Raw genomic sequence first — 18,241 nt, forward strand, 5'->3', positions numbered from 1 at the left:
AGAGGCGAGGGCGGGCTGAGCGGAGAGGGCGCCGTCCTCAGTCCAGCCGCTCGAAACGCCCCGGCCCGGTCAGCTTGGACAGGATGCCCAGGGCGATGCCGAAGTGCAGACCGCTGAGCTTCAGTTCGCCCGCCGCTTCCTTTTCCGCGATCCAGGGGAAGGTGCGCAGATTGTCCAGCGACAGGCGCACCACGGCCTCCTCGGCCGCGCATTCGACCTGATCGGCGGGCAGCGTCTCGACCACGCGGCGCACGGTCGGGGCGGCCTGCTCGACCCAGGGGGCGACGAAGTCCTGACAGTTGGCGGGCGAGCCCTTGAGCATGGCGGTGACGCCGCCGCAGGAGGCGTGGCCCATGACGACGACATGCCGGACCTGCAGGACATTGACGCCGAACTCCAGCGCCGCCGAGACGCCGTGCAGCTTGCCGTCGGGCTGATAGGGCGGAACCAGGTTGGCGACGTTGCGCACCACGAACAGCTCGCCCGGCGCCGTGTCGAAGATCAGGGCCGGATCGGCGCGACTGTCGGAACAGGCCACCACCAGGGTGTGCGGCTTCTGGCCGTTGGCGGCCAGGGCTTCGTATTCGGCGTGTTCGGACGGCCACCGATTCTGGCGGAAGCGGTGATAGCCCTTGGTCAGTTCGTCGGTCATGACCTAGCCCTTAGACCCGCGACGGTTCGTCGCTCAACCCGAAAACGCCGCTGGCCGAAATGCGTCTGGTTCAGGACTTGTGAAAGAAGCCGTGGATGCGCTCGGCCAGGGCCTGGCTGACGCCGTCCACCTTGACCAGATCGGCGACCGAGGCGCGACTGACCCCCTTGGCTGAGCCGAAGGCGTGCAGCAGGGCCTTCTTGCGTCCCGGCCCGACGCCCTCGATTTCGTCCAGCGGATTCTTCTTGATGTCCATCGAGCGGCGCTTGGCGTGGGCGCCGTTGGCGAAGCGGTGCGCCTCGTCCCGCAGGCGTTGCAGGTAGTAGAGCGCAGGGCTTTTCAGCGGCAGCATGAAGGGCGCCTTGCCCGGCATGAAGAACTTCTCCAGCCCCGCGTCGCGGTCCGGCCCCTTGGCCACCCCGACCACGGCGATGTCGTCGACGCCCAGATCGGCCATGACGGCCAGCACCTCGGCCAGCTGACCCGCCCCGCCGTCGATCAGCAGCAGGTCGGGGCGCTCCACCGCCTCGCCGGCCTCCTCGTCCTTGACCAGTCGGCCGAAGCGGCGGCGCATGACCTCGCGCATCATGCCGTAGTCGTCGCCGGGCGTCAGGTCTTCGCCCTTGATGTTGAACTTGCGGTACTGGTTCTTGCGGAAGCCCTCGGGCCCCGCGACGATCATGCCGCCGACGGCGTTGGTCCCCTGGATGTGGGCGTTGTCATAGACCTCGATCCGCTCGGGTCGGGCGTCCAGACCGAAGGCCTCGCACACCTCGTCGAGGATTTTGCCCTGCGCCGAGTTCTCGGCCAGCTTGCGGCCCAGCGCCTCGCGGGCGTTGGTCAGGGCGTGGTCGACCAGGCTGGCCTTGCCGCCGCGCTGGGGGCGGGCGATCTCGACCCGGTGTCCGGCCTTCATGCTGAAGGCTTCCTCCAGCAACTCCAGTTCGTGCGGGCGGACGTTGGACAGGATCAGGCGCGGGACCGGCTTGTCCTCATAGAACTGGCCCAGGAAGGCGGCGAGGATTTCCGGGTCGCTGTCGCTCTTGTCCACGCGCGGGAAATAGGCGCGGCCGCCCCAGTTCTGGCCCGCGCGATAGAAGAAGACCTGGACGCAGGCCTGACCGCCCTCGGAATGCAGGGCGAAGACGTCGGCCTCGGCCACCCCGTCGGCGTTGACGCTGCTCTCCATGGCGATGGCCGACAGGGCGCGGATGCGGTCGCGCACGCGGGCGGCGGTCTCGAAGTCCAGGTCGTCCGACGCCGCCTGCATCTCCTGCGACAGGCGGCCGATGACGGCGCGCGACTTGCCGCGCAGGAACTGCTCCGCCTCGGTGACCAGATCGCCGTAGTCCTCAAGCGAGATCAGGCCGGTGCAGGGCGCTGAGCAGCGCTTGATCTGGTGCAGCATGCAGGGGCGGGTGCGCGTCTCATAGACGCTGTCCGAACAGGACCGCAGCAGGAAGGCTTTCTGCAGGGTGTTCAGCGTGTGGTTGACCGCCCAGGTCGAGGCGAAGGGGCCGAAATAGTCGCCGGGAATGGTGTGGGCGCCGCGATGCTTCCTGACCTGGGGCGCGCGGTGGTCGCGACGGATCATCAGTTCGGCGAAGGACTTGTCATCGCGCAGGACGACGTTGAAGCGCGGCTTCAGCTTCTTGATGAAGTTGGATTCGAGCAGCAGGGCCTCGGTCTCGGACGCCGTGACCACCAGCTCCATCGAGCGGGTCAGGCTGACCATCAGGCCGATGCGCTGGGTGTGGAAGCGGCCTTGCGCGTACTGGACAACCCGCTTCTTCAGCGACTTGGCCTTGCCGACATAGAGGCAGGCGCCGTCCTCGCCGTACATCCGATAGACGCCGGGCTTGTCGGGCGCGCGCCGGGCCTCGTCCGCGATCAGCTCGGCGGCCTGAAGCGGAAGGGCGTTCGCCTGCGAGTCGGGCGTCTCCGGGATGTCGGGCGTCGGGTCGGTCATCAGCCGGGATATAGGCTCAGCCGCGCCGGACCAGAAGCACCCCGCCGATCACCAGCAGCACGCCGGCGATGCGCGTCAGGCTGATCGGCTGCTGCGGCACGCCCATGACGCCGAAATGATCGAGAATCAGGCTCAACGCCAACTGGCCCGCGACCATCAGGGTGATGGTCAGCGCCACGCCGATCTTGGGCACGCCCCAGGCGGCGGCCACCACGAAGACGCAGCCGTAGAGCCCGCCCAGCCAGGCCCAGGCAGGCAGGGCCTTCATCGCCTGCACGTCCGGCCGCGCCTGCAGCGTCACGGCGACGAGAGCCAGGGCGACGGTTCCCACGGCGAAGGAGACGAGCGCCGCATTGACCGGCGAGCCGACGGCGCTGGCCAGTCGCGCATTGGTCGGTCCCTGCAGGGCGGTGGCGGCGCCGCCCAGGATCATGGCCAGCAGGGCGAGGACGGGAAGCTGCATCGATGGTCTCACCAGTTCGGATCGGGCGCGGCGTCGCCGAAGATCTCGGCCAGTCGGGCGCGGGTGGCGCGGGTCGTGTCTTCGGGCAGCGCATCCGGGTGAAACCAGCCGATCTCGGCGATCTCGCCGTGGCTGGTCCGCTCGGTCATGTCGAAGGCGTCGATGCGGAAGACCAGGACGTGATCCCCCGGAAAGAAGCGTTCGTTGGAGTGGACCGACAGCAGGCGCGGCTCGCTCCTGACGATCAGCCCGGCCTCCTCGCGCAGTTCGCGGACGACGGCGGCCTGGGTGGTCTCGCCCTTGTCCACCCCGCCGCCGGGCAGCCACCAGCCCTCCAGATAGGTGTGTTTGACCAGAAGCACCCGGCCTTCGTCGTCGACCGCCGCGCCGCGCACACCCAGCGTCATGCCTCGGCTCATCCGCGACCAGGCGAAGAACAGCGGACGGGTGAAGGGTTCGATGCGGGTGCGCCAGTTCGCCATGCGCGAACGATAGGCTGTCGTCGGGCGGCTTGAACAGGGGCGCGCTTGCCCCTATTCGGGGACAAAATCAGGAGACCCATCATGCTGGCCATCGCCATCATCTTCGCCTTCATCGCCGTCATCGCCGCCTTCAACTACTTCGAGTTCGGCCGGGTTGACTGATCCCAGGTCGGCTGACGCCTCGTCTCGAGGCGTGGCGCTGGTCACGGCCGCTTCGCGCCGGATCGGGGCGGTGCTGGCGAAGGCGGCGGCCCAGGCGGGCTATGACGTCGTCGTCCACTATCGTTCCGACGCGGACGGCGGACAGGGCGTCGTTCAGGCCATCGAGGCCATGGGGCGGCGCGCCGTCGCCGTCCAGGCCGAGCTGACGGACGCCGCGGCGCGGACCGCCCTGATCGACCAGGCCGCCGCCTTCGGGCCGTTGCGGGCGCTGGTCAACAACGCCTCCCTGTTCGTCTATGACCAGCTGGAGACCTTCCAGGAGGCGGATTTACGCCTTCATCACGAGGTCAACGTTCTGGCGCCCCTGGCCCTGATCCGCGACTTCGCCGCGCGCCTGCCGGACGGGGACGAGAACGGGGAGGGGGGCGTGGTGGTCAATATGCTGGACTATAAGGTCACGGCTCCGAACCCCGACTTCTTCTCCTATACGGTCAGCCGCGTGGGCATCGCCCATATGACCGGCGCTCTGGCGCTGGCCCTGGCGCCGCGCATCCGCGTCTGCGGCATCGCGCCGGGCCTGACCCTGCCCTCGGCCGGCTGGCCCGAGGCCGACTATGAGGCCGGGGCCGAGGCCACGCCGCTGAAGCGGCCGGTGGCGGTCGAGGACCTGGCGGCGGCCCTGACCTTCATCCTGACGACGCGCAGCCTGACCGGCCAGAACCTGGTGGTGGACGCCGGGGCCGGCCTGACGCCCCGCGACCGAGACCTGGAGTTCGCCTGAGCCTCGTCGGCTTCGCCGCCACATGACCTTTATTTGCCGATAGGTTGGTGCTTTAGCTGCCGCCGTTCATCTGAGACCCTCATGCCCGCTGTCCGTTTCACTCGTCGCTTCTCGATGGCGCACCGGCTGATCGCCGATGCGGGGTCGAAGTGCGCCGTGCCGCATGGGCACAATGAGTTCGTGACGGTGACGCTGGAGCCGACGGCGGAGATCGATTTCGGCGGGGCCAATTACGCGGCCTCGTTCGAGCGGCTGAAGGCGCGCTGGCACGGCTTTGTCGACCGCAGCCTGGACCACGCCTTCCAGCTGAACCGCGCCGACTCTCTGCTGGCCTGGTTCCAGCAGCATGAGCCGCATCGCCTGAACCAGGTGCTGACCGTGGACGGCGATCCGACGACCGAGGCCCTGGTCATCGCCCTGTGGCGCAAGCTGGAAGCCATCCTCAAAGCCGAAGGCCTGCCCTTCCGCCTGGCCGAGCTGGGCATCGAGGAGACGCCGACCAACACCGTCCTGACGCGCGGTCTGACCGAGGCGGAGCGGGCCTGGGATCTGGGCGCCTGGTGCGACCGGGCGGATTTCAGCATCAATGATCTTCTGCCGCCGGAGACCTGGTCTTGAGCGCCGTCGTCACCCCCCTGCCGTCCGTCGAACCGCGCCGCCTGGGCCTGAAGGTCATGGTGCGCGCCCTGAAGGTCGAGGCCTCCATCGGCTTCTATGATCATGAGCATGGGCGGCTGCAGCCCCTGGTGGTGGACGTCGAGCTGGACCTGGGCGCCGCCCCGGTCGAGCGGTTGGCCGATACGCTGGACTATGACGGCGTGGCCCGCATCGTGCGCGAGCTGGCGGCGGGGCCGCACATCGCCCTGATCGAGACCTTCGCCGAGCGCGCCGCCGTCGCCTGCCTGGCCGATCCCCGCGTGCTGAACGTCGTCGTGCGGGTCGAGAAGCCCGGCGCCATTCCCGATGCGGCGGCCGCCGCCTGCGAAGTCGCCTATTCCCGCTGAGGCCGGTTGCGCGAGGCCGTTCGTCCCGCCATCATCCCGGCCTGACAAGAGGTTCCGATGGTCCAGTCCGGCGATTACAGCAGCAATAGCGGCGGCGAGGTCTCGGCCGACCTGACGGGCCTCTATGCCGGTTACGCCCTGATCCTGCTGGCGGCGCCGACCTTCGGCGCGGCGGCGGCGATCGGCCTGCTGCGCGTGTGGCGCCGACCGGCGCCCGCCGATCCCATGCTGCGCAGCCACTTCGTCTTCCAGCAGCGGACCCTGTTGGCGGCGGTGTGCGCCATCATCGCCGGCGCGGTGCTGATCCTGGTCAACGTCGGGGTCTTCGTCCTGTTCGTCATGGCGGTCTGGACCATCGTGCGCGGCGCCCTGGGGCTGAAGGATCTGCTGACCGGGCGGCCCATCGCCGAGCCGCGTCGTCTCTTCTACTGAAAGGTCCGCCGTCATGAGCGATCAGAACACCGCCGCGCCGGTCGCGGGCCGAGACGGCGCCGTGGTGGCGTGGATTCTCTACATCCTGTCGATCCCCAGCGCGAACGTGCTGGTGCTGGTCGGACTGGTGCTGGCCTATGTGAACCGGGGCTCGGCGACGGGGCTGGCGGCCCAGCACGTCGAGGCGCAGATCAGGCTGTTCTGGTCGGTGTTCTGGATCAGCGCCGTCCTGTGGGTGCTGGTGGCGGTCAGCGCCGTGGCCTCGGCCTTCCTGATCGGGATTCCGTTCCTTCTGCTGTTCGGGCTTCTTTTGTTGCTGGTGTCGATCTAGTTCACGGTGAAAAGCGTTCTGGGTCTGCTGGCCCTGCTGAGCGACCGGCCGGCCTGAACTGATCCATTCGGGAGGAGCCGCCGTGCCCGCCTTCAAAGACCACGCCGCCGACCGCCGCTTTCAGCAGATGTTCGCCGATGCGGACGGGACCGAGCATCCCGTCTGGGCCGAGTATGCGGTGCGCGGCCGCGCCCGCGTCATCCTGCACGTCGAGGCCCACCCGGCCCTGCGCGGCTCGGGCGCGGCGGGCCGCTTCATGCAGGCCCTGGCCGAGCACGCCCGCGCCGAGGGGCTGATCCTGATCCCGCATTGCAGCTATGCCGTAGCCTGGCTGAAGCGCCATCCCGAGTACGAAGACGTAGTGGGGGCGTAGCGGCGCGCCTCCTGGATCCTCGGGTCAAGCCCGAGGATGACGGCGTTGAAGGGAGGCGCGGTGCGAAGCGCCCAGGCCGCGTCGGGTCGAGAAGGCGGAGCCTTCTGACCGCGGCCGATCAGGAATGACTCTTCGCCACGATGGCCTTCATGGTCTCGGCCTTGGACGGCAGGTCGGCGACCAGGCGGGCGGCCAGTTCGCGGGCGCCGACGGGATAGGCGTCGCCGCCGTCGGCGATCTCCTTGGCCATGTCGGCGGCCTTGCACAGGGCGACCTCGAGGGCCTCGACCTGTTCGAGCGCCAGGGCGCGGGCTTCGGCCTGCAGGCGCTTGACCCGTTCGGCGGTGGTTTCGGGCGCGCGCATCAGGTCATAGACCTCGGCTTCCGGCGAGGAGACCACGCGCAGGGCGGCGCGGGCGTCGGATTCATTGCTGGACTTGGTCATCGGCGTCTCTCCTTAACGCACCATGCCGCATTTTCGCCGCAAGGTCGCATCCCATTTTGCGGCCAAGCTCGAGGGCGCGCCGCCATGTTGCCCGTAAGCCTCATGAACCGGGCCTCATGAATCGGGGATGAAGGGCGGCGCGGCCCAGCGCGCGCGACGCCGCTCGGCGATGGCCCACAGATGGTCGATGCGGCTGGCCAGCTCGCGCCGCAGCCGCCGTTCCTCGGCCGGATGCAGGGGGCGGTCGTCGTCATCGGGGACAGGCGGGGACGCAGCGGCGCGCGGCGGTCGGGGACGGGTCATGGGGTTTGCTTTCCTTAGCTGAGCGGTCGGCGCAGGCGTTCCTTCTCCCCTTGTGGGAGAAGGTGGCGGCCGAAGGCCGACGGATGAGGGGTTTCTGGACGCCTGATGACGGTCCGAAATCGGGCCGCGGCGAGACCCCTCATCCGGCCCTGACGGGCCACCTTCTCCCACAAGGGGAGAAGGAACGCGGTTGGCCGCCGCGCCTTTCGGCGGGCGGTTGGAGGGCTGGGCGGAGCGCCGGGCCGACGCCCGGAGTGTGATGTGTGTTACCGTTTCGACGCCGACAGACGCCCCGCGCGGACGGGCTTCCACGAGCTCGGGGCAGGCGCCGGTCTTATCGGCTACCCCCGGCGCCCGCGGCGGGCGGGGGCCTGCTTGCGACAGGCCTCCCGGAACGGTCCGCGTAACCCCCGCGACCCTGGCCGGAGCCTCTATGGCGGACGGGTCGAACGCCCCGTCGCTAGGCTCCGTCGGCTTCTTGTCTAGAGGCGGCCTACCGAGGTCGTCTTGAGCGACCTAACGCCCTTCGGGCTGCTTGAGGTCGTTTGTGGCGACCTTCGCCCGTCGAGCTCGGCAAGCCGGGCGTCGGCGCCGGCGTTCGCCCGCATCGCCGCCCTTCGCATCCTGGACCGCCCGGCGCGCTCCGCCCGACGCGCCGCTGGGCTCCCGCCCTCGACCGGCCGTCGCGACGGACGCCGCGCGGTCCGACAAGAACCCCGCTCCATCCGCTCCCGCCGCCCGCAAGGTCGCAGGCCTCACGAGCCCTCCATGCGACGGAACGAGGGCAGGGTGGCATGGCGGGGAAGCAGGGCGGGCTGAAAGGGGATGGCGAAAGGCGAAAGGCGGGGATTTGCTGAGCTTGGGGCGGGGCGGTAGGCGGGTTCGTCCTTCTCCCCTTGCGGGAGAAGGTGGCCCGCCAGGGCCGGATGAGGGGTTTCTCGACAGAGGACGAAGGCGATCATCCACCCACAGCGCGACCCCTCATCCGACCTCGCTCCGCTCGGCCACCTTCTCCCGCAAGGGGAGAAGGATCAGTCGCGCGTCAGCTTTTTGTCCGCCGCCGCAATGATCGCCGCCAGCACCTCGTGGGGGCGGTTCTCGATCTGCGGGTTGGGAAAGCGCAGCACGCGGAAGCCTTCTCCGCGCAGGAAGTCGTCGCGGGCGGCGTCCTCGGCGCGATCGTCGTGGTGCGGGCCGTCGGCCTCGACGATCAGGCGATGACGCAGACAGACGAAGTCGGCCACGTAGCGCCCGATCACGACTTGCCGCCGGAACTTCAGACCCTCCAGCCGCCGGTCCCGCAGAATGGCCCACAACCGCCGCTCATAGAGGGCGGGTTCGCGACGCATCGCCTTGGCGCGGGAGTGCAGCCAGTCGTCCATGAACTGACGCTAACCCGTATCTCAGTTGCCGAAAAGCGTCCCTTCTCCCCTTGCGGGAGAAGGTGCCCCGCAGGGGCGGATGAGGGGGTCCTGGCGGTTGGGTGAAGGCCGGTTGTCGGCAGGCGTTGCGAGACCCCTCATCCGTCAGCCTTCGGCTGCCACCTTCTCCCGCAAGGGGAGAAGGGTGCCTACTCGCGATACGCGCGGATCCTCAAGTCGCTGAGAGTTCCTGTCTCAGCGTTGCGGTAAGTAATCTCAAATGTGTTGGGCTCTGCTAACCATCGGCCAAGTGCAGGCTTGCTTGTGTCGATCCGAACGCCGTCTTCAAGCCTTGCGCAAAATGGGGTGCCTTCGAGCAAGCTGGAAATCTGCAGGACTTGGTCGGGGCCGGACGTACTCATTGTTCGCGCCGTGATCGGAAACCAATCTCGCTCGGCCTTATCCCGTCTAAATTTCAGCTTTTCCGTTGGCACAGATTTCGGACAACTGTGCTTTAGAAATGACCCATCGCCAGCAACGCGGAAATAGCCCCCGTTGGGAGCTTTCAAGAAAATGGTTGGCAACCCGCACCTAGGGCAGGGTCTTGATTGTTGTTTGGGAAGTCGAACAGTAGTCGGCGCAAGGTCGCCTAGTAGCGTCGCCGGAACGGAGCGCGGCGGCGAGTGCGAGCCAGGATGCCCACCTCGAAAGGAGCATGTGCAGTCGGGCGGATGATTGAAACCGTTGCAAGCCATCGGGGTCTCCAGATCGCCTAGTCATGTCTCAGCACAACGTCTGAATCGGTCGTGACCCCAACATCTGGTGTTGGGAACGAATTGGCAACACGAAACTGTGTGACCTAATTCATCGCAAATGTTGCATCGAGATCGTCTCTACCGCCCCTTCCTGAACGCCTCCGCCTTCTCGGCCGCCGCCTCTTTCCGCCAGCGTTTGGGGGCGGACTTGTCGACCTCCTCGCCGGCGCCCGTCAGGGCCTCGTTGGCGAATTCGAGGTCGAGGAGCTTCATCTTCTTGATTTCGTCGCGCAGGCGGGCGGCTTCCTCGAACTCGAGGTTGGCGGCGGCGTCGCGCATCCTGCTTTCCAGATCCTTGAGGGCGGCCTGGAAGTTGGAGCCGACGAAGGGTTTGGCCTCCTCGGCGACGCCGGGGCGGGTCAGGCGGTCCAGGTCGCGGGACTCATAGGGGCTCTCGAGGATCTCCTTGATGTCGCGCTTGACCGTCTCGGGCGTGATGCCGTGTTCGAGGTTGTAGGCCTGCTGCTTCTCGCGGCGGCGGTCGGTCTCGGCGATGGCGCGCTCCATCGAGCCGGTCATGCGGTCGGCGTAGAGGATGACGCGGCCGTCGACGTTGCGCGCCGCGCGGCCGATGGTCTGGATCAGGGAGGTCTCCGAGCGCAGGAAGCCCTCCTTGTCCGCGTCGAGGATGGCGACCAGGCCGCACTCGGGAATGTCGAGGCCCTCGCGCAGCAGGTTGATGCCGATCAGCACGTCGAATGAACCGAGGCGCAGGTCGCGCAGGATCTCGATCCGCTCCAGGGTGTCGACGTCGGAGTGCATGTAGCGGACGCGCACCCCCTGTTCGTGCATGTATTCGGTCAGGTCTTCGGCCATCTTCTTGGTCAGGGTGGTGACCAGGGAGCGGTAGCCGGCGCGGGCGGTGGCCTTCACCTCGTCGATGACGTCGTCGACCTGGTTGCGGGTCGCGCCGGAGACGGGGCGGATCTCGACCGGGGGGTCGATCAGGCCGGTGGGGCGGATGACCTGTTCGGTGAAGACGCCGCCGGTCTTGTCCAGCTCCCAGGCGCCGGGGGTGGCCGAGACGAAGACGGTCTGGGGCCGCATGGCGTCCCATTCCTCGAACTTCAGCGGGCGGTTGTCGATGGCGGAGGGTAGGCGGAAGCCGTACTCGGCCAGGGTCGACTTGCGGCGGTAGTCGCCGCGGAACATGGCGCCGATCTGGCCGACGGTGACGTGGCTCTCGTCAACGAACAGCAGGGCGTTGTCGGGGATGTATTCGAAGAAGGTGGGCGGCGGCTCGCCCGGCGCGCGGCCGGTCAGCCAGCGGCTGTAGTTCTCGATGCCGGCGCAGGAGCCGGTGGCCTCCATCATCTCCAGATCGAAGCGGGTGCGCTGCTCCAGCCGTTGGGCCTCCAGCAGCTTGCCGTTCTCGACCATCCAGTCGAGCGTCTCCTTCAGCTCGGCCTTGATGCCGTTGACGGCCTGATTGAGGGTCGGGCGCGGGGTGACGTAGTGGCTGGCGGCGTAGACGGTGACCTCGTCCAGCGCATTGGTCTTCTTGCCGGTCAGGGGATCGAACTCGTCGATGGCCTCGATCTCGTCGCCGAACAGGCTGATGCGCCAGGCGCGGTCCTCGAGGTGGACGGGGAAGATCTCCAGGGTGTCGCCGCGCTTGCGGAACATGCCGCGCTCGAAATGGACGTCGTTGCGCTTGTACTGCAGGGCGATCAGGTCGGCGCGCAGCTTGGCCTCGTCGATCTGGTCCCCGACCTTCAGGTTGAAGGTCATGGCGGTGTAGGTCTCGACCGAGCCGATGCCGTAGATGCAGCTGACCGAGGCGACGACGATGACGTCGTCCCGCTCCAGGATCGCGCGGGTGGCCGCGTGGCGCATCCGGTCGATCTGCTCGTTGATCGAGCTGTCTTTTTCTATGTAGGTGTCGGTGCGCGGGACGTAGGCCTCTGGCTGGTAGTAATCGTAGTAGCTGACGAAATACTCGACCGCATTGTCGGGGAAGAAGGCCTTGAACTCGGAATAGAGCTGGGCCGCCAGCGTCTTGTTGTGGGCCAGGATCAGGGCCGGGCGCTGGGTCTGTTCGATCACCTTGGCCATGGTGAAGGTCTTGCCCGAGCCGGTGACGCCCAGCAGCACCTGTTCGCGGTCGCCCTCGTCCGCCTGGGCGACCAGTTCGGCGATGGCCGAGGGCTGGTCCCCGGCGGGCTGGTATTTCGTCTCCAGCCGGAAGGGGATGCGCTTCTTGTTGGTCGGCCGATCTGGGCGGTGGGGGACCCAGTCGGCGGGGGCGGCGGGCGCCTCCTCGGGCGTCAGGCGCGGTCCGTTCACGGGCGCGAAGGCGGGCGCGCGACCGTGGTCGAAGGCGACGGGCGCCTCGCTGAGACCGGGATTGGGCGTGTGGACGGGCTTGGTCGGTTTCGCAGGAGAACGGGCCATGAACATCAAGGTAATGCGCGCGTTCCCAAGACGCTAGTGCAGGAAGCGCCCCCGCGTAGCCTTCCCGCTACCACAGGTTGAACGACGAGCTGACGTGTTTCGGCTCAATCGTCGCCATAAATGAGGCAAATCCGACATGTTGAGAACATAATTGGGCAAAATGTGGTTGAAAAGGGCGGAATATAGGTCCGAACCCGGCGTTTGCGCGTCAAAAATGCCTCACAATTTCCCCTAACAATGATTTTTTGAAAGAAATTGGTTGATGGTATGACGGGTCGGCCATAGCCATTGATGCAGCCAAGAAACGTAAAGACGAACATTGGTTTTCAACGTCGTTCGTGGAACGATGTGATGTTCAGTAACAATTAACAGGTACACAGAGGCATATGAGCACTCGTAAAGACTACCTGCTGGGCACGACGATGGCGGCTGGCGCTGCTGCTCTGTCGATGGCCATGCTTATTCCGGGGACGGCGTTTGCTCAAAGCGCCTCGAATACTGACCAGGAAGCGACCCAGGTCGACGAGATCGTGGTCGTCGGTTCGCGCATTCGCCGCGACAACTTCAACGCCCCGTCGCCGACTCAGGTCGTGACGCGCGAAGAAGCGACCCTGCAAGGCTTCGCCTCGACCACGGAAGCGCTGCAGAGCACGGCCATCACCGGCGGCACCTCGCAGATCAATAACTCCTACGGCGGCTACGTCACCAACGGCGGCCCCGGCGCGAACACCATCGGCCTGCGCGGCATGGGCCCGAGCCGCACCCTGGTGCTGCTGAACGGCCGTCGCGTCTCGCCCGCCGGTTCGCGCGGCTCGGTCGGCTCGGCCGACCTGAACGTGCTGCCGACCTCGATGATCGAGCGCGTCGAAGTCCTGCGCGACGGCGCTTCGTCGGTGTACGGCTCGGATGCCGTGGCCGGGGTGGTTAACATCCAGACCCGCAAGAACTTCGAAGGCCTGGTCTTCGAAGCCCAGCGCAACGAGCCTCTGGAAGCCAACGGCAACGGCGGTTCGACCCGCCTGTCGCTGACGGCCGGCGCCCGTGGCGACCGCTGGCGCGCCGCCGGCTCGATCGAGCGCTATGAGCGCGACGAGCTGACCCTGCGCGACCGTGAGTTCACGCGTTGCCAGACCGACGGCTTCCGCTTCGACAACGACTACATCGATCCGCTGACCGGCAAGTCGAAGTGCTACCCGCTGACCACGACCGGCTCGAACGGCGTGACCATCAACACCATCGGCACCAATATGCTGACGGGCGTCGGTGCGGCCGGCTCGGTGGGCGACACCTTCAACCGCTGGCGTCCGAACTCGGGCGTGACCTCGGGCCTGGTCGGCTTCGAGGGCGTCGGCGGCGGCGCCAACGACCTGAACGTCCGCGACACCTTCGAAGACCGCATGCTGAACGAGTCGCTGATCTCGCCGGTTGAGATCACCACCATCTACGGTGAAGGCGGCTATCAGCTGAACGCGCTGGGCAACGCCGAAGTTTACGGCGAATTCCTGTATAACAAGCGCGAGTCCTCGCAGACCGGCTACCGCCAGCTGTCGCTGGATTACGCCAAGGGTTCGCCGCTGATCCCGACCAGCCTGTCGGCCAGCACCGCCTTCGGCGACCAGGGCCTGAACAAGGGCCAGGACGTCGGCGTGCGCGCCTTCATCGGCTTCGGCAACGACCACTCGCGCCAGGAGCAGTCCTTCAACCGCTACGTCGGCGGCATCAAGGGCGACTTCTTCCTGACCGACTGGCGCTATGACCTGTCAGCCAGCTATTCGCGCTCGCGTTCGGAGTACACCAGCGAACAGTTCCTGACGGATCGCCTGATTGAATCCCTCGATGTCGTCTCGAACGGCGCCGGCGGTTTCCAGTGTCGCGAACTGGCCTCGAACCCGGGCTGCGTCGCCGCTCCGGCCCTGACCACCCAAACCATCGGCGGCGTGCTGCCGAAGGACTGGGTCGACTATGTGTTCCGTCCGGTGACGGGCGTGACCGTCTTTGAAGAAAAGATCGTCAGCCTCGGCATCGACGGCCCGCTGTTCAGCCTGCCGGCCGGCCAGGTCATGGGCTTCTTCGGCGCCGAATGGCGTGAATCCGAGATCGATGACACGCCGGGTCTCGATTCCCAGACGGGCAACACCTACAACTTCTCGACCTCCGCGATCACGCGCGGCACCGACTCGGTGTGGGAAGTCTTCGGTGAAGTCGAAGTTCCGCTGCTGCGCGATGCGCCGTTCGCCAAGGAACTGACGCTGAACGGGTCGTTCCGTTACACGGACTACGATTCCTACGGCGACGACACGACCTACAAGATCGGCTTGGTCTACCAGCCCATCGACGGCGTGACCTTCCGCGGCACCTACGGCACCTCCTACCGCGCCCCGGCGCTGTTCGAACAGTTCGTCGGCGCCACGACCGGCTACCAGTCGAACACGCTCGATCGCTGCAACAACTACGGCGCGCCGAACGTCAACCCGAACCGCGTCGCCAACTGCACGCGTGAAGGTCTGCCGACCGACTGGCAATCGACCACCAGCGTTGAAGTCATCACCGCTGGCGGCGCGGACGCTGGCCTGGCGGCCGAAACTTCGACCAACATGACGATCGGCGTGGTTCTGCAACCGCGCCTGCCGGAAGGTTGGGGCGATCTGGCTTTCGCCGTCGACTACTATGAGATCGAGGTGGAGAACGGCGTTTCGCGGACGGGCGCTAGCCAGATCCTGACCCGCTGCTATGACTCGAACCCCGGCGATTTCGCCGCGGACAACGGTTTCTGCCGTCTGGTCGAGCGTGATCCCGCCAATGGCCAGCTGACGGTCCACGACAGCTACGTCAACCTGGCGACGGACAATGTGAAGGGCCTGGACTACACCCTGCGTTACCGCAAGGACGTCGGCCCCGGCACGGCGCTGTTCAACCTGGGCGTCACCCAGTACACGGAAATCTCGAACAAGCTGTTCGAAGAAGATCCGCTGGAAGACTACCTGGGCATGATCGACAATCCGGAGTTCACCGGCACCGCCGATCTGTCCTATGCGTGGGACAAGTGGCGCGTGCGCTACGGCGTCGAGTGGGTCAAGGGCATGGAATCCTACACCTACTACGAGGAAGATCCGGCCACGAGCATCTACGATCTGGAAGTCGGCGACTACTGGCAACACAACGCCTCGGTGCAGTACACGGCTGACGGCTGGACCGTCACGGCCGGCGTCCGCAACCTGCTGAACGAAGATCCGCCCACGATCTCGGCCGGCGTGAACAACCGGGTCGGCAACGCTCCGCTGTACTCGGGTTACGACTACCTGGGCCGGACGGCCTTCGTGAACCTCACGAAGTCCTTCTAAGGTCTGACCTGATTTCAGGTTGATGAGAGGGCGGCGGGCTTCGGTCCGCCGCCCTTTCTGCGTCCGAACCGACGCTTTCCGGCTTGTGCGGCGTCGGGCGCGTCGCCAAGGTCCCCGCCATGAGTATGCTTCGCGACGTCTTCATCACCGGGACCGGCGCCGTCCTGCCCGGCGAGCGGATCGGCAACGATCGGATGGAGGACTTCATCGGCCGCATCGGCGGGCGGGCGTCCGCCGTCGGGCGCCGCGCCCTGCGCTGGAACGGGATCGAGGGGCGGCACTACGCCCTGAACGTTGACGGCGAACCGCTGCATTCCAACGCCTCCATGTGCGCGGGGGCGGTGCGGACGGCGCTGGACGAGGCGGGCTTGAGCCTCGGCGATCTGCAGCATCTGGGCGCGGCGGCGACGCAGGGCGACTATCTGGTGCCCGGCCACGCCAGCGCGGTTCAGGCCGAATTGGGCGCGGGGCCGCTGGAGGCCTTCAGCTATCAGTCCGTCTGCGCCAGCGCCCTGATGGCGGCCAAGGGGGCGTGGCTGAGCGTGCGGGCGGGGGAGGCGGATGTGGCCGCCGCCTGTGCAGGGGAGTTTTCATCCCGCTGGTTCCGGCCCGCCTTCTATGAGGGCACGGCGCTGGTGGATGAGAAGGGCCGGGCGCGGATCGAGGCGGACTTCCTGCGCTTCACCCTGTCGGACGGGGCGGGCGCCGTGGTGATGGAGCCGAGGCCGAAACCCGAGGGGCTGAGTCTGAAGGTCGAGTGGATCGACATGACCTCCCTGGCCGGGCGTTTCGATCCCTGCATGTGGGCCGGATCGACGCCGCAGGCGCGCGCCGACATGACCAGCGCCTGGAGCCACGCCGGACCGGCGGCGGCTCATGCGGCGGGGGCGGTGGCGCTGTTGCAGGATTTCGAACTGCTGAAGATCGTCATTCGCGCCTGGATCGGCGTCTGGCTGGAGAAGGTGGATGACGGGCGGATCGTGCCCGATCAGGTCGACCATCTGCTGTGTCACTACTCCGCGCGGTCGCTGCGTCAGGAGATCGTCGGCCTGCTGGAAAGCACCGCCGCGATGATCCCCGAGGAGAAGTGGTTCACGACCCTGAGCGACAGCGGCAATGTCGGCTCGGCCTCGATCTGGGTCATGCTGGACGCCTTCCTGAAGTCGGGACGCGGAAAGCGCGGAGACAGGGTGCTGTGCATCGTGCCCGAGAGCGGGCGGGCGATGATCGGCTTCATGATGCTGGAGATTGTGTGATGGCGGAACAACTGGCCGAGGCGGCGGTGGCCGATTGCCTGCGGAAGCTGGCGGTCGTCTTCGCCGATTTCGAGCAGCGTCTGGAGGCGACGCCCCTGATCCGCAAGCTGACGCGGGGGCGGTTCGAGGTCGCCGACTACCACGCCTTCCTGATCAACCTGCGCCAGCAGGTGAAGGACGGGGCGCTGTGGATGAGCCGGGCGGCGTCCAATATCGGCGAGGACCATCTGGAGCTGCGCTCGACACTGATGCGCCATGCGGTGACGGAGCATCGCGATTTCCGTCTGCTGGAGGCCGACTTCACAGCCTCGGGCGGGGCGCTGGAGGACATCCAGTCGGCGCCGAAGAATGTGGGGTCCGAGGCCCTGTCGGCCTGGATGTTCCATGAGGCGTCGAAGCCCGATCCCTTCGGCCTGCTGGGGGCCATGTTCATCATCGAGGGGCTGGGCTCGATCAAGGCCAAGCCGTGGGGCCTGAAGGTGCAGGAGCGGCTGGCCCTGCCCGACGAGGCGGTGCGCTTCCTGCTGTATCACGGCGACAACGATGCCGAACACATGAAGGAGTTCGAGGAGATGCTGGGCATGGTGCTGCCCGATCCCTTCATCGCCGAACGCATCGTCACGACCGCCAAGGTCACGGCCCGCCTCTACGCCCTGCAGATCGAGGAGATCGCGGCGTGAGGTACTACAAGCCGGGGGAGGATCCGTTCGACCCCGCGAGGTTCGATCCCAAGGATCCCGATCCGTGGATGGCGCTGTATCTGGACCACAGCCTGCCGATCGACGACGGGGCCAAGCGCGACCTGCTGCTGGGGGCGCGGTCGCGGTCGCGGCGCTGGCTGTTTCCGATGGCGCGGCCGCTGGTGTTCCTGTTCTTCTGTCTGGTGAAGGTGCTGCGGGTCATTTCGCCGAAATACCCGAACCTGAACGGCCTGCTGCACAAGACCATCCACTGGGGTCTGCGGACCTTTGTGACGCCCGAGGGCAATCGGGTGATCCTGCGCCACTTCCACGTCGGGTCCGAGCTGACCGCCTTCGTGCGCGAGAACGCGGGGGTGGGCGACAAGGTGACGAAATGGCCGCTGACGCCGACGCGGCTGAAGGACATCGAGCCGGATCTGTTCCTTCAGCACGACCTGAACATCTTCAACTTCGTCATCGAGATGAACGCCGCCTTGCGCGCCGAGGGGCGGGAATTGATGCCGCCAGAGCGCATCGACTTCTCCATGATCTCGGACGAATTCCCGCCGTTCGAGGCGTTTCCGCGCAAGTGGCACAACTTCGTCGACGTGCAGACGGCGGTGGAGTTCTACACGCCGATCTACGCCCTGATGCTGCCGCGCGACGACTTCGTGCGGGCGTCCAGTTCGCTGCAGCTGGACGAGGTGATGGCCATCTACATCGCCCGCATTCTGGGCACGAGCTACCACATGGCCTTCGTCAAGAACGGCCATCCGCTGGTGGCGCTGTCGACGCTGCAGGCGGGCTATCGGCTGATGATGCACGGGCTGGATTCAGAGGCCATGCACGGCTGGCTGCGGGTGATGAAGGCGCGCCAGGCGGCGGGCCTGCCGCTGGACCCGGCCAACTCGGGCGCGCCGAAGTAGGACGCTGCGGTCCGAAACCGTCACCCTCGGGCTTGTCCCGAGGGCCCAGCGTTCCCCTTGGCTGGGCGCGG

18 protein-coding genes are annotated in these 18,241 nt (G+C 66.9%); 10 read left to right on the forward strand and 8 right to left on the reverse strand.

Translation table 11 applies throughout. The features are described 5' to 3' along the window. Nucleotides 1-37: 37 nt before the first annotated feature. The 4 genes from V8J38_RS03565 to V8J38_RS03580 form a co-directional block, all read right to left on the reverse strand. Nucleotides 38-652 carry a carbonic anhydrase gene (locus V8J38_RS03565; protein WP_338577929.1) on the reverse strand — a complete coding sequence of 205 codons (615 nt, stop codon included), beginning with the start codon at nt 650-652 and terminating at the stop codon, nt 38-40. 70 nt (nt 653-722) lie between these two features. Next, the gene (uvrC, locus tag V8J38_RS03570) at nt 723-2,621 is read right to left on the reverse strand and encodes an excinuclease ABC subunit UvrC (RefSeq protein WP_291779196.1); all 1,899 of its coding nucleotides are present in this window, start codon (nt 2,619-2,621) and stop codon (nt 723-725) included. A 16-nt stretch (nt 2,622-2,637) separates the two neighbouring features. Further along, on the reverse strand, nt 2,638-3,084 hold the full coding sequence (locus V8J38_RS03575; RefSeq protein ID WP_338577930.1) for a DMT family transporter: 447 nt from the start codon (nt 3,082-3,084) through the stop codon (nt 2,638-2,640). An 8-nt stretch (nt 3,085-3,092) separates the two neighbouring features. Continuing rightward, on the reverse strand, nt 3,093-3,566 hold the full coding sequence (locus V8J38_RS03580; RefSeq protein WP_338577932.1) for an NUDIX domain-containing protein: 474 nt from the start codon (nt 3,564-3,566) through the stop codon (nt 3,093-3,095). Nucleotides 3,567-3,720: 154 nt separating this feature from the next. Here V8J38_RS03580 and V8J38_RS03585 point away from each other — a divergent pair, with 154 nt between their 5' ends. The 6 genes from V8J38_RS03585 to V8J38_RS03610 all read left to right on the forward strand — a co-directional run bounded on the left by V8J38_RS03585 (nt 3,721) and on the right by V8J38_RS03610 (nt 6,649). Further along, the gene (locus V8J38_RS03585; RefSeq protein WP_338577933.1) at nt 3,721-4,509 is read left to right on the forward strand and encodes an SDR family NAD(P)-dependent oxidoreductase; all 789 of its coding nucleotides are present in this window, start codon (nt 3,721-3,723) and stop codon (nt 4,507-4,509) included. 81 nt (nt 4,510-4,590) lie between these two features. Beyond that, nucleotides 4,591-5,127 carry a 6-pyruvoyl trahydropterin synthase family protein gene (locus tag V8J38_RS03590; protein WP_338577935.1) on the forward strand — a complete coding sequence of 179 codons (537 nt, stop codon included), beginning with the start codon at nt 4,591-4,593 and terminating at the stop codon, nt 5,125-5,127. Next, nucleotides 5,124-5,513 (forward strand): dihydroneopterin aldolase, encoded by a 390-nt coding sequence (folB, locus tag V8J38_RS03595; RefSeq protein ID WP_003166109.1) that lies wholly within the window; start codon nt 5,124-5,126, stop codon nt 5,511-5,513. Before V8J38_RS03590 ends, folB begins: the two co-directional genes overlap by 4 nt. A 57-nt stretch (nt 5,514-5,570) precedes the next feature. Then, nucleotides 5,571-5,945, forward strand: coding sequence for a serine/threonine protein kinase (locus tag V8J38_RS03600; protein ID WP_313041158.1), 375 nt, complete (start codon nt 5,571-5,573; stop codon nt 5,943-5,945). Nucleotides 5,946-5,958: 13 nt separating this feature from the next. Then, nucleotides 5,959-6,276, forward strand: a complete 318-nt coding sequence (locus tag V8J38_RS03605) for a hypothetical protein (protein WP_338577937.1) — start codon at nt 5,959-5,961, stop codon at nt 6,274-6,276. 82 nt (nt 6,277-6,358) lie between these two features. Continuing rightward, nucleotides 6,359-6,649 carry a GNAT family N-acetyltransferase gene (locus tag V8J38_RS03610; protein WP_338577938.1) on the forward strand — a complete coding sequence of 97 codons (291 nt, stop codon included), beginning with the start codon at nt 6,359-6,361 and terminating at the stop codon, nt 6,647-6,649. Between the two features lie 118 nt (nt 6,650-6,767). On the opposite strand, the gene V8J38_RS03615 is transcribed toward V8J38_RS03610, so the two are convergent. From V8J38_RS03615 to uvrB, 4 genes are all read right to left on the reverse strand, one after another. After that, nucleotides 6,768-7,094: a hypothetical protein gene (locus V8J38_RS03615; protein ID WP_291779225.1), complete on the reverse strand. Its 327-nt coding sequence runs from the start codon at nt 7,092-7,094 to the stop codon at nt 6,768-6,770. Between the two features lie 114 nt (nt 7,095-7,208). Further along, nucleotides 7,209-7,397, reverse strand: coding sequence for a hypothetical protein (locus V8J38_RS03620; RefSeq protein WP_312218601.1), 189 nt, complete (start codon nt 7,395-7,397; stop codon nt 7,209-7,211). A gap of 1,031 nt (nt 7,398-8,428) precedes the next feature. Beyond that, the gene (locus V8J38_RS03625; RefSeq protein ID WP_338577940.1) at nt 8,429-8,779 is read right to left on the reverse strand and encodes an endonuclease domain-containing protein; all 351 of its coding nucleotides are present in this window, start codon (nt 8,777-8,779) and stop codon (nt 8,429-8,431) included. Nucleotides 8,780-9,651: 872 nt separating this feature from the next. Then, a complete protein-coding gene (gene uvrB, locus V8J38_RS03630; protein ID WP_422388313.1) occupies nt 9,652-11,973 on the reverse strand; it encodes an excinuclease ABC subunit UvrB in 2,322 nt (773 codons plus the stop codon). 380 nt (nt 11,974-12,353) lie between these two features. On the opposite strand from uvrB, the gene V8J38_RS03635 reads away from it, so the two are divergent. The 4 genes from V8J38_RS03635 to V8J38_RS03650 all read left to right on the forward strand — a co-directional run bounded on the left by V8J38_RS03635 (nt 12,354) and on the right by V8J38_RS03650 (nt 18,170). Further along, nucleotides 12,354-15,308: a TonB-dependent receptor plug domain-containing protein gene (locus V8J38_RS03635; RefSeq protein ID WP_291779237.1), complete on the forward strand. Its 2,955-nt coding sequence runs from the start codon at nt 12,354-12,356 to the stop codon at nt 15,306-15,308. Between the two features lie 119 nt (nt 15,309-15,427). After that, complete coding sequence (locus V8J38_RS03640; protein ID WP_338577941.1) at nt 15,428-16,564, forward strand: beta-ketoacyl-ACP synthase III; 1,137 nt, start codon at nt 15,428-15,430, stop codon at nt 16,562-16,564. After that, nucleotides 16,504-17,244, forward strand: coding sequence for an iron-containing redox enzyme family protein (locus tag V8J38_RS03645; RefSeq protein WP_338577942.1), 741 nt, complete (start codon nt 16,504-16,506; stop codon nt 17,242-17,244). Before V8J38_RS03640 ends, V8J38_RS03645 begins: the two co-directional genes overlap by 61 nt. Beyond that, a complete protein-coding gene (locus tag V8J38_RS03650; RefSeq protein WP_338577943.1) occupies nt 17,241-18,170 on the forward strand; it encodes a DUF6999 family protein in 930 nt (309 codons plus the stop codon). The genes V8J38_RS03645 and V8J38_RS03650 overlap by 4 nt, the downstream gene beginning before the upstream one ends. The last annotated feature ends 71 nt before the right edge of the window (nt 18,171-18,241 follow it).

The sequence above is a fragment of the Brevundimonas olei genome (genome assembly GCF_037055245.1).
In the GTDB taxonomy this organism is placed as follows: domain Bacteria; phylum Pseudomonadota; class Alphaproteobacteria; order Caulobacterales; family Caulobacteraceae; genus Brevundimonas; species Brevundimonas olei.